15 protein-coding genes are annotated in these 14,421 nt (G+C 42.3%); 4 read left to right on the forward strand and 11 right to left on the reverse strand.

The window, feature by feature from the left end; genetic code table 11:
- Positions 1-71 precede the first annotated feature (71 nt).
- The 6 genes from EGM47_RS00780 to EGM47_RS00805 form a co-directional block, all read right to left on the reverse strand.
- On the reverse strand, positions 72-641 hold the full coding sequence (locus EGM47_RS00780; protein ID WP_124978865.1) for a 5-formyltetrahydrofolate cyclo-ligase: 570 nt from the start codon (positions 639-641) through the stop codon (positions 72-74).
- Positions 610-1,596 (reverse strand): succinylglutamate desuccinylase/aspartoacylase family protein, encoded by a 987-nt coding sequence (locus tag EGM47_RS00785; protein WP_240642043.1) that lies wholly within the window; start codon positions 1,594-1,596, stop codon positions 610-612. The genes EGM47_RS00780 and EGM47_RS00785 overlap by 32 nt, the downstream gene beginning before the upstream one ends.
- On the reverse strand, positions 1,589-2,467 hold the full coding sequence (rimK, locus tag EGM47_RS00790) for a 30S ribosomal protein S6--L-glutamate ligase (protein WP_124978866.1): 879 nt from the start codon (positions 2,465-2,467) through the stop codon (positions 1,589-1,591). The genes EGM47_RS00785 and rimK overlap by 8 nt, the downstream gene beginning before the upstream one ends.
- Positions 2,457-2,879, reverse strand: coding sequence for an ATP-dependent zinc protease family protein (locus tag EGM47_RS00795; RefSeq protein WP_164510796.1), 423 nt, complete (start codon positions 2,877-2,879; stop codon positions 2,457-2,459). Before EGM47_RS00795 ends, rimK begins: the two co-directional genes overlap by 11 nt.
- Before the next feature lie 101 nt (positions 2,880-2,980).
- Complete coding sequence (locus EGM47_RS00800) at positions 2,981-3,700, reverse strand: hypothetical protein (RefSeq protein ID WP_124978867.1); 720 nt, start codon at positions 3,698-3,700, stop codon at positions 2,981-2,983.
- A 360-nt stretch (positions 3,701-4,060) separates the two neighbouring features.
- Positions 4,061-6,169, reverse strand: a complete 2,109-nt coding sequence (locus EGM47_RS00805) for a hypothetical protein (RefSeq protein ID WP_124978868.1) — start codon at positions 6,167-6,169, stop codon at positions 4,061-4,063.
- A 120-nt stretch (positions 6,170-6,289) separates the two neighbouring features.
- Here EGM47_RS00805 and EGM47_RS00810 point away from each other — a divergent pair, with 120 nt between their 5' ends.
- Entirely contained in the window at positions 6,290-6,955 is a 666-nt protein-coding gene (locus EGM47_RS00810; RefSeq protein ID WP_124978869.1) for a C40 family peptidase, read from the forward strand.
- Between the two features lie 291 nt (positions 6,956-7,246).
- Here the strand turns inward: EGM47_RS00810 and EGM47_RS00815 are convergent, their stop codons facing one another.
- A complete protein-coding gene (locus EGM47_RS00815; protein ID WP_124978870.1) occupies positions 7,247-8,392 on the reverse strand; it encodes a trans-sulfuration enzyme family protein in 1,146 nt (381 codons plus the stop codon).
- 197 nt (positions 8,393-8,589) lie between these two features.
- On the opposite strand from EGM47_RS00815, the gene EGM47_RS00820 reads away from it, so the two are divergent.
- Both EGM47_RS00820 and EGM47_RS00825 read left to right on the forward strand, forming a co-directional pair.
- Entirely contained in the window at positions 8,590-8,943 is a 354-nt protein-coding gene (locus tag EGM47_RS00820; RefSeq protein WP_124978871.1) for an arsenate reductase family protein, read from the forward strand.
- Positions 8,940-9,848, forward strand: a complete 909-nt coding sequence (locus tag EGM47_RS00825; RefSeq protein ID WP_240642044.1) for a DMT family transporter — start codon at positions 8,940-8,942, stop codon at positions 9,846-9,848. The genes EGM47_RS00820 and EGM47_RS00825 overlap by 4 nt, the downstream gene beginning before the upstream one ends.
- Here EGM47_RS00825 and EGM47_RS00830 read toward each other — a convergent pair.
- The 3 genes from EGM47_RS00830 to EGM47_RS00840 all read right to left on the reverse strand — a co-directional run bounded on the left by EGM47_RS00830 (position 9,845) and on the right by EGM47_RS00840 (position 12,439).
- Entirely contained in the window at positions 9,845-10,291 is a 447-nt protein-coding gene (locus EGM47_RS00830; RefSeq protein ID WP_124978872.1) for a hypothetical protein, read from the reverse strand. The genes EGM47_RS00825 and EGM47_RS00830 overlap by 4 nt on opposite strands.
- Positions 10,292-10,477: 186 nt before the next feature.
- Positions 10,478-11,020, reverse strand: a complete 543-nt coding sequence (locus EGM47_RS00835) for an acyl-CoA thioesterase (RefSeq protein WP_317126862.1) — start codon at positions 11,018-11,020, stop codon at positions 10,478-10,480.
- 36 nt (positions 11,021-11,056) lie between these two features.
- The gene (locus EGM47_RS00840) at positions 11,057-12,439 is read right to left on the reverse strand and encodes an MATE family efflux transporter (protein WP_124978874.1); all 1,383 of its coding nucleotides are present in this window, start codon (positions 12,437-12,439) and stop codon (positions 11,057-11,059) included.
- Positions 12,440-12,544: 105 nt separating this feature from the next.
- On the opposite strand from EGM47_RS00840, the gene EGM47_RS00845 reads away from it, so the two are divergent.
- Positions 12,545-13,279, forward strand: a complete 735-nt coding sequence (locus EGM47_RS00845; RefSeq protein WP_164510797.1) for a dienelactone hydrolase family protein — start codon at positions 12,545-12,547, stop codon at positions 13,277-13,279.
- Between the two features lie 35 nt (positions 13,280-13,314).
- Here the strand turns inward: EGM47_RS00845 and hemH are convergent, their stop codons facing one another.
- Complete coding sequence (hemH, locus tag EGM47_RS00850) at positions 13,315-14,364, reverse strand: ferrochelatase (RefSeq protein ID WP_124978876.1); 1,050 nt, start codon at positions 14,362-14,364, stop codon at positions 13,315-13,317.
- Between the last annotated feature and the right edge of the window lie 57 nt (positions 14,365-14,421).

Raw genomic sequence — 14,421 nt, forward strand, 5'->3', positions numbered from 1 at the left:
GCGTGAAAATACTAAATAAATGTGAAAATTCAGAAAATTCAGACTTTACTAATTATCCGTAATTATAACATTTAAACGAAATGAAAAATAGAATTATCCGTTAACAGCATGTCTAGCGCGACATCGTGCGCCTCTTTATCGATGATTTCTGGTATAGGGTTAAATAATGACAATCCGATTTTTTTTGTTGTGGCTGAACACTGATTCAAAAAACGATCATAAAACCCCTTACCATATCCTATACGATTACCTTTGATGTCGCACACCAGCAAAGGAACAAATACGACTTCAATGGCTGAAGTTTGAATGGGTATTGCCTGTAGATCAGGTTCTGGAATACCATAAGCGTTAAAAATCAACCGGGTTTGATCGGTTAATAAGTAATGTGACATGTCCCCAGTAGTAAAATCGGATCTAGATACCACCACATTCTTATCCATTCCTTGCAGGATGTGCAGCAAGTAATCCGTTTGAACTTCTTTTTGTGCTTCAATGGACAAAAAAATGTGGTAGGTCTGATAGTCCCAAATGGGAGCAGACAGTGCATTATTGGCCAATGCCAAGCTACTTGTTTCAATATCCGTGGCAGCAAACGCCTGACGTTTGGCCTTATACTTCTTCCTGATCTCGGCTTTTGTCATCCTGGTGTTTGGAAATATGAAAGATCGCATCGCCTTGATAAACCAGCGGACTCAAATTCACATTGATTACATAACCGGCATGGGGTGCCTTAACTTTATACCTGAGTTCGCCATATGGATCCGTGATCGTGGCAATATACTCATCCTTGGTCACGTATTTACCGCATTCTACTTTGGGGTGTAGCAAACCAGAATATTTAGCTCGTAGCCATTTTGAATCCGTTATGACAATAGATGGTGCTTTGACTTCCGGTATCTGTACATCTGGTTTAAGCATGTGGAGATGGTCCAGTACCCTCAATACTCCATTTACGGCTTCGGTAGCTACTTCTTTATCATTGTGGCTTGACATTCCGCCTTCAAATAACAGATATGGCTTGCCCAAATCGCTACAGGTGGCTCTAAAGGTTTTTTTGATGTTTCTAGCATGCATCAAAAAAGGTGCATTAAAAATCTGGGCATATTCCCACGACTTGACTTCCAACTGAGATACCCTGAGGTGTGGAGCGTTAAATCGCTGAGCCCCACCCGTATGAAAATCCATGATCAAGTCCACATGAGGCAAGAGTTCTTTTGTGATGTGATAGGCAAATCTACTGGCCAAGGCACCAGATTTTGTACCAGGAAACACTCTGTTCAGGTCACGACCATCAGGAAATTCTCGTTGATTGTTTAGGAATCCAAAAATATTCAAAACGGGTATAGCGATAATCATTCCTACAGCAGGCTTATTCAGCTTCTTGGAAATAATTTGACGAACCACTTCAGTGCCATTGATCTCATCGCCATGAATACCACCAGTAAGCAACACTACTGGTCCAGCTTTTTTACTGCGCTCGATGATCACAGGAACTTCCACGCTGGTGGAGGTATACAACTTGGCCATGTTGAAATTAAGCTTATAGCTCTTACCAGGCGCAATGACCGTATCAAATATTTTGATTTCCTTAAGCATTTACGCTTTTTTCGATATACTTGATAATGGCGCCAGCGATGTTATTCCCTGTAGCACCTTCAATTCCTTCCAGTCCAGGCGAACTATTTACCTCCAGCACCAAAGGCCCCCTACTGCTTTGCAACAAGTCTACACCACAAACTCCCAGTCCGAGGGATTTGGCGGCCTTGATAGCAGTTTGTTCTTCAGCTTTGGTAAGGTTGATTTTTTTGGCAGTTCCTCCACGGTGGAGATTGGATCTGAATTCGCCCTCCTGTGCTTGTCTTTTCATAGCTCCTACCACCTGGTCTCCTACTACAAATGCCCTAAGATCTGCTCCACCTGCTTCTTTGATAAATTCCTGAACAATTACCCTGGTACGCAAATCATTATGGGCATCGATAATCGCATCAGCCTGCTCAATCGTATCGGCGAGATTGACCCCAATACCTTGGGTACCTTCCAATACTTTAATGACTACTGGTGGTCCTCCTACCCTTGAACAAATTGCGTCCGTATGCTCTCCAAAATTGGTGAATACGGTTTTGGGCATGTCTACGCCACTGCGGGTGAGTAATTGTAGGCTCTGTAGTTTGTCCCTGCTGCGTACCAATGCCATCGAGCTAACCGTTGTGAACGCATTCATCATTTCAAACTGGCGAACTACAGCTGTACCGTAAAAGGTTATACTAGCTCCGATACGGGGTATAATGGCATCTGGCGTTACCAAACGCTCACCATGATAGTACACAGTTGGTTTTTGTTTCTCCAGTTTAATGTCACAATGTAATACATTGATGGCTTTGGCAATATGACCGGCAGCCCTGGCCTCTTCAATAAGTCTTTTGGTACTGTAAAGTCCCGTACTACGGGATAGAATGTTAATCTTCATGTTGGGTTTGTAAGTAGGAGACATCCTGTAATTCAGGGTCTACCATGAACTTTGGAGTCAAAAACTTGCGCCCGATCAAGACTGGGTATTTCATCTCCTCTCGATTGCTCAAAGTTAAGGATATCTTGTAGAGTTTTTTGAAAATGCGGATATTAGCCTGAACCTCGTACCTCAAATCTACCTGGCCGTTACTACTGCGCACGCTGGTAATTTTATATTCTTCAAAGCTCAATCGCTTTCCGTGGTACTGCTCGTGGGCCTCGTCCAACAATGTAGCGTAAAGTACACCGTCGACCTCTTCTATATCCTTGCAATGAATACTGCTGGTATAAGCACCGGTGTCGATTTTTATATCGATACCTTTAATTTCCAACTTGGGGAAATCAGCGCGATCGGTTCGACCGATAATCATCTTATTTGAATTCAACACCTCGATGTATTTAAAAGGCAAAAATGTAAATATTCCAGCTCCCTCAGCACAGGAAACCTATAAAGTTGTAATAAAATAGGTGATTAACCTAGTTTCTTTATGATCAGATAGGAGTTCCCTCCTAAAATTGAAACACTAGGAGGCGATCCTGATTGAAAAAAGATATTGCTCACCCTGAAATTAATCGTGTCTGCTGGATTTGTCACCTGAAAAACTGATTTCAAAGGAACGGTACTGGCATTGGTCAAAAAGGAAGTCGGGTTAGTAGCTCCAAAAACAGTCCCTGGTATGGCAGCACCACCTCTTTCAATATTAAAATCAACAGAATGCTGCGAATTCAATCTTATCTGCGCCTCCACCTCATAAATACCAATTGGCAAACTTAACTCCCCAGTGCCCGCATTATAAACAGCACCGTCGATATTAGAAAAACTCAGATTAGAAAAATTAAATGCGTCACCATCATTAAAGGTAGAAATAGACAGTGTACGCATCATAATTTGTGTTTGCGGTACCATCTTTATCCACGAAGTAGTGGGATTATTCCAATAATAAAAACCTGGGGTCTGATTCCCGGAAGCTGTCGTAAGGTAGATGAGCATCGCATCCTGATCAGCACCAGGATTGATGGCAGGTAAAGCATCTAGTCTGGGAATCAATAAACCTTCATCATTGTTGGGTGCCGCAGGATTGACACTAGCAATCTCTAAAGAGGCTTGTGGATCTGCTGTCTGAATCCCAACTTGAGCCCACAATTGTACCCAAAATAATAAGGTTATACCAGTTAATATTAACCCTCTCATTTTGCAAAAATACCCGCAAATGAAACCTAAGCTCGCCCAACAATTAGTTAAAAAAGAAAACCAATACTTAATAAAAAGTAAAAACCGCCTCTTTTGTAGGGACGGTAGTTGAAGATCAGTTGAAAAGTCAACGGGAAATTTCCCGGTTGCAAGAGGCTACTTCTTTCTAGTAGCAGCCTTCTTGGCCTTTGGCATTGCTGCCGCAGGTTTTGAAACAGGTTTACCGAAGTTTTTCGGACCTTTTGCTGGTTTGTTTGCCATGATGTTATGACGTTTAATTTACAATCTAAAAGTACATTGATAGTCTATTGCAAAAGCGATATTTTTAGTTAAATCTAACCGGGGTTTTAGTTAATTTTTTTATTCGTTTTCCACCTGATTTCGAGCATCTTTGTACAAGTCAGATTCGTTGTGACTATCAGAAATCAATAGGTTGAATAAAGGAATGTCTACTGTTATCCCCAGATTCACCCGGAAAATATTCTTAGCAGAACCATTTTCTTGATCAAAAGAACGCAGTTCTGGAGCCCATTGCACGCCAGCCATCAACGATACTGGTGTGTTTTTGAACCCATATATATAGGCTACGCCTGGCGCAAAAAGTTGTTTCCAAGTAATTTCTTGTGGTAAACCCTCTGAACTATCGTTGGTAAATCTATAGGCAAAGGGAGCTCCCAAATCGATTACAGATAAAAATAGCGAGCTGGAGGCACCACTATTTTTTTCTTCTTCTCCAGGGTGATTGATAGAAAAGGCTATCCCTAAAGGCGCAGTTATTCCGGCAGTCAACGCATTACCTGCGTTAGTTTCGAGACTCCCCATAACCCCTGGGTAGGCATTGATATCTATAGAGTAACTCGCACCTCGCTTCATACGAAAGGAACCTACGGGAAGAGCATATCGCTGTAACACAGCTTCCATTTGATCAACATCACCTTCGCTTGCCGCAGATTCAAGATCGATCAAAAAATTGGAGTAAAAAACAAGGTTTTTAAAAAATTTGGATCCCGTTGGAAATATTTGCAGACTTTCATTCAATTGAATTAATCCCAACAGGTTTTGGGCAGTATTGTTTTCTGGTAAGTTCACCATAAAATCTAATGACACCCTAGACTTTGTAAAGGCGGATATCAAATCTGTTCCAGCCTCAGCCTCCTGACAACGTTGTGCTAATTCGGTTGCTGCAGCAAAACCAATATCAGAAACGACAAGATACTGACGGTATCCCATTGACGGGAATCCATCAGCTGCAATGAACTTCATCCTTTCGTCCATTAATTGGAAAGAAGTTCTAAAGCTCTTAAATCCTGCCACCAGATTTTTGATCTTTCCAACATTACAATCAGCTTTCAAGTCTTCCAATTCGGGAATATGAATTAATTGTTGAAACATGAGACCACTGAAATATTGTTTTTCCCTTTCCGATAAACTTTCATAATCATCAAAATTGAAAGTATCCCCCCCGAGTTCAGTCATCCAAAACCTGTATAACTTGTAGATAGCAGCTACCTCTTCAAATTCAGGTTTTAAACTCAATATACCTAAGATCAGCTGATCGGCCTCCTGTAACGTCAACCCTCCTTCAAACAGTGGTAAAAGTTCCTGAGAAACTTTCAAAAGTTGTACAAACTCTTGATTCTGCAGGGCTGGATGGTTGATGAGCAGCTGTACAAAATTACTGGGGAGTTGTTCCAAATCGCTTTTATAGGCAGCACCCCATACTTTTCCGTTAGATGGAGCGGTGTAAATATCTTGGTAATTAAATAATGAGGCTGTTTGCGGAAACAATTCTGCCAGGGTCACTGTGACATATCCTGCATCCTCAACATCATTGGTATTACCATTGCCAGCCTTAGCTTTAGATTTACTTTGTTGAAGATCATTTTTGAGAGGAATGAGTTGATATTCTCTGTCCAACTCCCTACGGAAAACATTGTAGAATTCGATAATGATTTCTTGTTTGACGCGATCCACCAAAAATCTGGAGAGCGCATCTGCAAATGCGGTCGAATCGCCGTTGCCGAATAGTCCTGTGCTTGAGGTGTCAAAATTAATTGGAGCTTCTTCATCTACATTGTTGGCTATCTCAAAGCTTAGTGGCTGAAGAACAGCTTGGACATTCAATTGGCTTTCCGCTTGCGTATCCATCATGTCAGTCAATTTTTGGCTCCCATCACCAATGATGTTCACGGCCGCGCTGATGTCATACACAGGCTCACAACTGTAAGGGTTTTCCAGAAAACTGTAGAGCGATTTTAGCAATTTCAACTCCTCTTCGCTGAAGCCTGCATCAATCTGCATCAGAATATTCAAATCCTGGCGAATTTCAGCTTTGGAAGCATATTTGTCACGCAAGGCGGTCAAATCTTTTGACTGCTGCAGCATTTGATCAAAAGTGGGCCTATCTGGGGTTTGCGCCTGGCAAATTGATAAAGTAATAAAAAACAATAAACATCCTATTCTTCGCATAATGTGTTGATTAGCCTCCCAAAGCTACTATTCCTGGAACGAAATCAGCCTATCCTACTTTGACAATTTGGCCTACAAATCAATCACATTATCTTTATATCTCTTCAAAATACCAAAGCCATGGCAAATTTACTTCACATCGCTACTGCCGAAATAGGCGTTAAAGAAAAGGCAGGACCAGGTTCCAATCCGCAGATTCTTAAATATGCCCAAGAGGCAGGCTTCAAAGACTACAATGAAGACGATGTAGCCTGGTGTAGCTTATTTATGAATTGGGCGGCTCTCAAGGCGGGACTGGAAACCACACAAAGTTTAACAGCCAGATCCTGGCTAAATGTAGGAATACCTAACACGGATCCAGAACCTGGAGATGTGGTAGTTTTTTGGCGTAATTCACCTACTTCCTGGGAAGGTCATGTCGGAATTTATATGGGTTATTCAAAAAGTGGTAGCCGTATTTATGTGCTTGGCGGTAATCAAGGCAACCAAGTTTCCATCACGGCTTACGAAGCCAGCAAGGTGTTGGGCTTCAGAAGGCTTCGGGTCAAGGGTGATGTTGATTTTTCTCGAAAAAATTTAAGAAGGGGTCATACCGGTCTAGAGGTCGTCAAACTTCAGGACGCATTAAAACAACTCGGCCATGATTGCGGGACAAGTGACGGGATATTTGGTCCAAAAACTGAAGCTGCACTTAAGCAATTCCAAAGCACTCATCCTTCTATGTCCATCAATGGAATATTTGACAAAGCCACCAGAGAACACCTCAGCGGATTATTAAACCAGTAGATTCAGATCGGGCCGTTTGGTGCTGATGGATACGCTTTCGCGAAAAGCGAGAACAATGTTCACATGATTAGATAGCTGTTCTGAAAAACAAGAAAGTTGTCTAAAAAATCAACTATGTAACGTGAAACTGAGTTTGTCAAATTGAGCAGTCGAAATTTCAATTGACAATTTTTAAAATTTCCGCAAACATGTTCAGACTGACAGCATCATTATAGATTGGCTATGCTTACATTGTAATCATCCCAAAGATTTGGCTGCGTTTTATCTATCCATAGACAAAATTCTCCAATTTTAATCTCCTAACGCCTGATGCAGATCATTTACTAAGTCCTGATCGTCTTCTATACCTACGCTTAAACGTATCAATGCATCCACGACACCAGTTCTTTCTCTTTCTTCTTTGGGAATACTGGCGTGGGTCATGGTAGCAGGGTGACCGGCAAGGGATTCAATCCCACCCAGGGATTCTGCCAGACTGAATATTTTCAGGCTTTTTAGCATTTTTAAGGCACTCTCCTGGGTCCCCTCTACCGTGGTAAATGAAACCATACCTCCAAAATCTTTCATTTGTTTTTTCGCAACTTCGTGATGCGGATGATCAGAAAATCCAGGCCAATACACTTTATCCACTTGGGGATGATTGCGCAGCGCCATCGCCACGGCCCTTCCATTTTCACAATGACGCTGCATCCGAACGTGCAGGGTCTTGATCCCCCTCAACACCAGAAAGCAATCCTGTGGCCCAGGTATAGCTCCACTTGCATTTTGTATAAAGTAAAGACGCCGGGCCAGCTCTTGATCCTTGACCACTAGCGTTCCCATCACCACATCGCTGTGCCCTCCCAGGTATTTGGTTGCGCTATGCATTACAATATCAGCACCCAAATCCAATGGCTGTTGAAGGTAAGGTGTCGCAAACGTATTGTCCACAGCCAATAGCAATTGGTGTTTTTTAGAAATCTTACTTACCGCCTCGATATCGATAATGTTCATCATCGGATTGGTTGGCGTTTCAATCCAAACCAATTTTGTGTTCGGGTTAATGAACTGGTTCAACTCGGCTAGCTGATCTAAGTCTATAAAATGAAATTTTATTCCAAAATGTGCATAAATCCGTGTAAACAACCGGTAAGTACCTCCATACAGATCACTGGTGGTAATGACCTCATCGCCGGGTATTAGGAGTTTAAGAACAGCATCTATAGCTGCCAATCCAGAACCAAAAGCCATGGCGTGGGTGCCGTTTTCCAGACTAGCCATGGATTGTTCCAATACTGCACGGGTGGGATTTCCACTACGTGAATAGGCAAATCCTTTGTGCTCTCCCGGACTGACCTGTTTATAAGTGGTGGTTTGGTAAATGGGCGGCATCACCGAATTATAGGCTGGATCGACCTCTTTCTGGCCTCCATGAATGGTTTTGGTATTGAATTTCATAGCAACAGCTTAGATAGGTGTAAGGTATGAACCAATGGGGCTTTGCGCCAAATCTCAGCAAGCTTATTCAGTGTAGTTGAGCTGTATAGTAGCATGATTAAAAATCTCCAACTCTGATTGAACCAGCTGTAAAACTTTTAAATAGGATTCTATTTGCCAGATCCTGCCGATTCAAAAAGCTGTTGTAGTTTTGCCACATGAAAGATCAATTTATCCATCTCGCAACTTGTAATACCTGCCAACGCATTAAAAAGGAGTTGGAGCTTCCTGCTCAAATCAACGACCAGAATACTAAGGAAACTCCGATTACCGAGGCTCAACTTGAATTTTTAAAAGAACAAGCTGGTAGTTATGAAGCCCTTTTTAATCGGCGATCTCAACAATATAGAGGTAGGGGACTTCACGAAAAAGACTTGAGCGAGCAGGATTACAAAGCATTGTTGCTGGACCACTATAGTTTTCTCAAACGTCCGATCTTGATCTACAAAGGCCAAGCTTATATCGGCAATTCCAAGAAAACGGTAGCCGCTGCCAAAGAGGCCTTGTCTTGATTAGCAAACGCAGTGTTGCCATCCTATGCGGCTTTTTTGTAGCGCTGTTTTATGCTTACAATTTTACAGCGGCCAAAGAAGCCACTCCTGAACATATTGGTCCATTTGGATTGACCTGGTATCGGGTTCTAGTCACTTGTGCCATCTTTTGGATCATATCTCTTTTTGCGGGACCTAAGGAAAAAATGTCCTGGAAGGAGTTACCACCTATCGCGCTCGCGGCCTTTTGCGGAGTGGGGTTCAACATGGTTACTTTTATGTGGGGATTGTCACTTACCTCCCCTATTAGTGCCTCTGTATTGATGGTGAGTACACCGATTATTGTTCTGGTGTTGAGCGCTATTTTTCTCAAAGAAAGATTATTTGCGACCCGATTGATCGGTATTTTGATCGGATTTTCAGGCGCGGCTCTTCTGATCTTTCTATCTACAGGCAAGGGCGCTGAAGCACCGAACCCGCTATTGGGCAACCTCTTGATTTTTGTCAATGCGACTTCCTACGCCTTTTACATTCTGCTTGCTAAACGATTGACGGCCAAATACCATGTGTTTACCCTGATGAAATGGTTGTATCTCTTTGGCCTGTTATTCATTACTCCATTTGGGATACAACAAGGTCTTGAATTTAACATAGCCGCAGCTACACCACATGTCCTATTGAATATCGGGTATGTGGTAATATTTGCCACGTTTGGAACCTACATGCTCAACATTATTGCCATACGTACATTGAAACCTAGCGTGGTCGCCGTTTTTGTATACCTACAACCCTTGCTGGCCACATTGATCGCAGTGGGCTTGGGCAAAGACCTATTGACCTGGCAAAAAGCGGTGGCCGGCCTGTTGATATTTGCAGGGGTATTTTTAACGGGTTTAAAGAAAAAGGAAAAGTCGGTGAACGATTAAGAAGCATCTTCTTTATCAGCTGGCTGTTTGCGCGCATCATTAAGCTGCGCAGCCCATTGAATAGCCTCAAATACATCGTTAAAAGTTCTGAATTTGGTAGGAATGAACAGTGATTCGAGTTTAGCATTTCGACGCTTAATGGTGGTATTGGCCACTATGCCGTAAGCCTTAAGCTTAAAGGTATACATGGTGAACTTAAGCCAATCGGCTGGTTTGACATTGTACTCATTGATTCTGTTAGAAATATAGATAATATCGCTACCTGACGTTTTGTAAAATTCGGTTACCTTATGAATGACCTGTCGGGCGTGCTCCCAGCTGAAATCAACTCCCGTTTTAATTTCTGACACGATAAAGCCGTCAAAGAAATAGAAATTCCCAAAATGGAAATTAAATTCTTTGATTACCTCAGAGTAAAAAACGGTATCCTTGATCGCCTGCATTTGGGTAAACAGATGTAAATGAGCTTTAAGTTAAAGAAAAAAAACATTACCTCAAGGAAATCTTTCGATAAGTGCAAAAAAAATTCGATTAAAAATAAAATCTACTTAATTTGTTGGTTTTTCATCTGAAATTTAACTTCTACATTTAAACAAGAATACATTAAGCAGCTGAAACCTCCATTTTCGTCATTCTAAATCTACTGGAAACTCACCGTGGGATCTGGTATCTGCTTTGGTAAGCACCACAAAATCTGTAGCCTTAGGGAAATTTTTGATTTTTTCAAACAGTTCAGGGTGTAAAGCAGTAATACGACGTTCCTTCAGGTTCATCCATGCTCCTGTCATCAATCCCCTGGCAAGATTTTTACCCTTGATGTCATAAAAATTGTGTCTAAAAGCAAAAAGACTACCGTCCTCACTCATACCGCTCACCTCACAGGTAACTGTAATCGGGCTTCCCTGCATTATCTCTTTGAAATAGAAGACCTGCTCGTTAAAAATGACTGGACCCATTTCAAATTGAGACATTTCACGATGTCCAAAGTCATTTTCCATCAAAAAAGCCATCCGGGTATGACTCATAAAATTCTGATAGGCGCTATTGGCCATGTGCCTGTTAGCATCTAAATCACTCCACCGCACATCAAAAGTCTTCTTATACATCTTATCGTTTTTTTTTGTAAAAATAAGTATTGTAGCTACAAGGATGCGGGTTGTTGTACCATTGATTTTGCTTCCCTTCGGTCGCGAAAGTTTGCGTACTAGTCATGCTTGACTACCCACCAGCCTTTTCCTTTCATTCAATTGTCGCATCGCCCGCCAGAGAAAAATGGCAGTTATTAGGGTGGAAAGCGCATCAGCCATGGAGAAGCTGATCCAGACACCGAAAGTCCCCAAATAATTTGGTAATATTAGTATCAGGGGTATCAAGATAAACCCCATTCGCGAAAGCGTGAGTAACAGCGCAGGAATTGCTTTTCCAATGGCTTGATAATAAGCCGCACCTATCAGTTGAATAGCGATAATGGGAACGGCCAAAAAGACCCATTGAATGGCGTCAGAAGTTTTTTGAACCACTTCTTGGTCGCTGGTAAATGCACTGGAAATTTCAGAAGAAAAAAAGTATAGTGCTAGAAAAATCAGAACACCCAGGCCACAGGCGAATTTGATGGAAGTCCATACAGTTTCTCGCAACCTTTCCCAATGACAAGCGCCATAATTATAGCCAGCAATAGGGAGAAAACCCTGTGTAATCCCTAGAACCGGAAAAAGGGCAAACATCATGAGTCTGCCGATTATTCCAAAAACTGCCACACCCGTATCCCCATCCAACTCATAAAGTGTGTTGTTGAGAATAAAATACAGCAAACTTGAGGTAGCTTGTCTAGAGAGTGTAACAAAACCCAAACCCCCAATTTCCTTGATAATCCCAAGGTCAGGCACAAAATGTCGCCACCCACATAGGAGTTCGCTACGTCCTGAAAGAAAAAACCAACCGATGTAGAGAAAACAAAATACATAACTGGAAGTGGTCGCCCAGGCAGCCCCTTCCATTCCCCAATCCAACACATAAATCAGCAAGACGTCTAGCAATAAATTTCCCACAGAGGGAATAAGCATGGCGATCATCGCATGGGTAGCTGCTCCTTCTGCTCTGATGACGGAATTCCCCATCATACACAGGGCAAGAATCGGGATACCATAGAGTACAATACGGTAGTAAATGCTAGCGGGCTCTAGAATGTTTCCTTTTCCTCCAAAAGCCGGTACAAGGTCTGTAATAAAGATCAACCCCAATATCACCATGATACCGCTGATCGAAAGTGTAAGCCCCAACATGTTACCAAAAGTAGTTTTGGCTTTATCCGAATGTCCTTTTCCCAGGGCCCTGGAGATAATACTGGACCCCCCGATACCGATCGCCATTCCTAAAGCTGCTATAAAAAAAGAGACAGGTAATACCACATTAATGGCGGCGATCGCATTGGAACCTATCCAATTACCCACAAACATCGTATCTACCAATATGTTGAGTGACATTACCAGAATTCCAATGGAGGCCGGGACAGCCTGCTTCACCAATAGCTTGGGTATGGATTCAATGCCCAATAATTCAGATTTGGGAACAATTACGGATTTAGACTTCATTGCATTGCAAAGGTAAGGTTTGAGGGTACTTCAGATTAACAATATATTATTAGAGATATTTTTTCAAAGTCACTAGTTTTATGAGATACGAAAAATATAATGAGCATGTACACACAACAACATCACGGCATATCAGTCACTTACCAACACCAGGATAAATCCTATGTGGGCTACTTGAGTCTACCCAATGATGCGGCTTCTCCCAGACCAGGTGTCTTGATCTGTCCAGAATTTTGGGGCATAACGAACTATATCAAGTGGCGGGCAGATCGATATGCTGACTTAGGCTATGCAGCATTGGTAGTTGATTTTTATGGGGACGGATATTTGGCGACAACTGCAGAGGATGCCACGGAAAAATCCAATATGATCAAAGAAAACTTGGATCAGGCCATCGGCATATTCAAATCGGCAATGGACATCTTTAATCGTGAAAGCACAGTAGACCAGAATCGTGTAGCTGCGGTAGGCTATTGCTTTGGCGGTGCGATGGCCCTAAGTATGGCCAATGCTGGATTTCCTTTACGCGCTGTTATGGCATTTCATTCTCAAGTCGAACTTCCTATCATGCCTTCAGAAAAGCTCACTGCCAACGTAGTAGTAGCCAATGGAGCAGATGATCCATTTGTAAAGCCTGAAACAATTAGTACCTGGAAAGAACAAATGAATGCAATCGATGCCAGTTATGAATACATATCCTATGAGGGCGTCAAACACGCATATACCAACAAAGGCGCCAATGAAAAAGGGAAAAAGTTTGACCTACCCCTGGATTACGACGCTCAGGCTGATGCACATTCCTGGCAACGGGTACAGGATTTGCTCAAGGAAGTTTTTTGAGCCGATGGCTGCGCGTATTTTAAAAAAAATACCGCTTAAACTACCTCTGATGCGGCAGCTTCTATAGGAGAATGGGCCCATTCATCAATCCAGCGTGACAACACTTTTACCCAGTCGCTCCTGTCGTTCAAGCAAGGAATAACATGGAACTCTTCTCCACCGACCTCATGGAATATTTCTTTTCCTTCCATGGCAATTTCTTCCAGCGTCTCCAGACAATCACTTACAAATGCGGGTGTAGCGATAGCCATTTTTTTGATACCTCCTAAGCCCATTTTTTCAATGGTGCGATCGGTATAAGGTGTGAGCCAGGGGTCAAAACCTAATCTGGATTGAAAACTAGTAGAGAACGTACCTTCTTCCAGTTCTAAATACTCACCTACCAATCGAGTGACTTCCTTACATTGGTGACTGTAGCAAAACTGATGTGCCGGAGAAGGCGTCGAGCAACACTTGCCGTCCATCTTGCAATGACCGTTAGTGATATCACTTTTTCTAATATGTCTTTTGGGCACGCCGTGGTAAGAAAACAACAAATGCTCATATTCCTTTCCTTCCAGCGATTCCTTGATAGAATTGGAAAGCACACGTATATAGTCCGGATGATTATAAAATGGCGGCATATGCGTGAATTGCATATGAGGGTATTTTTCCTTGCGCAAAGCTTCTGCCAGTACCTGAATCGTCTCTGTCGTAGCCATGGCATATTGCGGATAAAGCGGGATCAACAACACCTCATCTACGCCTTTGTCATCCAACTCCTGCAAGCCTTTTTCAATGGAAAGAGCACCATATCGCATACCTAACGCAATGGGTACGCTGGTATAAGCATCAATTTTTTCCTGTAATCGCTCTGAAAGTACAATCAGCGGACTCCCTTCTTCCCACCAGATTTTGGAATAGGCTTCTGCGCTTTTTTTGGGACGGGTATTTAAAATAATTCCTTTGACCAAAATAGCCCTTAAAATATAAGGCAGATCTATGACCCTACCATCCATCAGGAATTCGTCCAAATATTTTTTGACATCTTTTGGGGTCGGGCTATCTGGGGATCCCAGATTTACCATCAATACACCTTTCTTCATGCTAAATTTGATTCAAAATTACAGGAAAACAGCACCTTAAAATTACCGTATTCCCTT

The sequence above is a fragment of the Nonlabens xiamenensis genome (assembly GCF_003865345.1).
GTDB lineage: Bacteria > Bacteroidota > Bacteroidia > Flavobacteriales > Flavobacteriaceae > Nonlabens > Nonlabens xiamenensis.

Coding starts and splice junctions, on each gene's coding strand:
- EGM47_RS00780 (WP_124978865.1), bottom strand. CDS start 641: ATGACAAAAGCCGAGATCAGGAAGAAGTATAAGGCCAAACGTCAGGCG.
- EGM47_RS00785 (WP_240642043.1), bottom strand. CDS start 1,596: ATGCTTAAGGAAATCAAAATATTTGATACGGTCATTGCGCCTGGTAAG.
- rimK (WP_124978866.1), bottom strand. CDS start 2,467: ATGAAGATTAACATTCTATCCCGTAGTACGGGACTTTACAGTACCAAA.
- EGM47_RS00795 (WP_164510796.1), bottom strand. CDS start 2,879: ATGATTATCGGTCGAACCGATCGCGCTGATTTCCCCAAGTTGGAAATT.
- EGM47_RS00800 (WP_124978867.1), bottom strand. CDS start 3,700: ATGAGAGGGTTAATATTAACTGGTATAACCTTATTATTTTGGGTACAA.
- EGM47_RS00805 (WP_124978868.1), bottom strand. CDS start 6,169: ATGCGAAGAATAGGATGTTTATTGTTTTTTATTACTTTATCAATTTGC.
- EGM47_RS00810 (WP_124978869.1), top strand. CDS start 6,290: ATGGCAAATTTACTTCACATCGCTACTGCCGAAATAGGCGTTAAAGAA.
- EGM47_RS00815 (WP_124978870.1), bottom strand. CDS start 8,392: ATGAAATTCAATACCAAAACCATTCATGGAGGCCAGAAAGAGGTCGAT.
- EGM47_RS00820 (WP_124978871.1), top strand. CDS start 8,590: ATGAAAGATCAATTTATCCATCTCGCAACTTGTAATACCTGCCAACGC.
- EGM47_RS00830 (WP_124978872.1), bottom strand. CDS start 10,291: ATGCAGGCGATCAAGGATACCGTTTTTTACTCTGAGGTAATCAAAGAA.
- EGM47_RS00840 (WP_124978874.1), bottom strand. CDS start 12,439: ATGAAGTCTAAATCCGTAATTGTTCCCAAATCTGAATTATTGGGCATT.
- EGM47_RS00845 (WP_164510797.1), top strand. CDS start 12,545: ATGTACACACAACAACATCACGGCATATCAGTCACTTACCAACACCAG.
- hemH (WP_124978876.1), bottom strand. CDS start 14,364: ATGAAGAAAGGTGTATTGATGGTAAATCTGGGATCCCCAGATAGCCCG.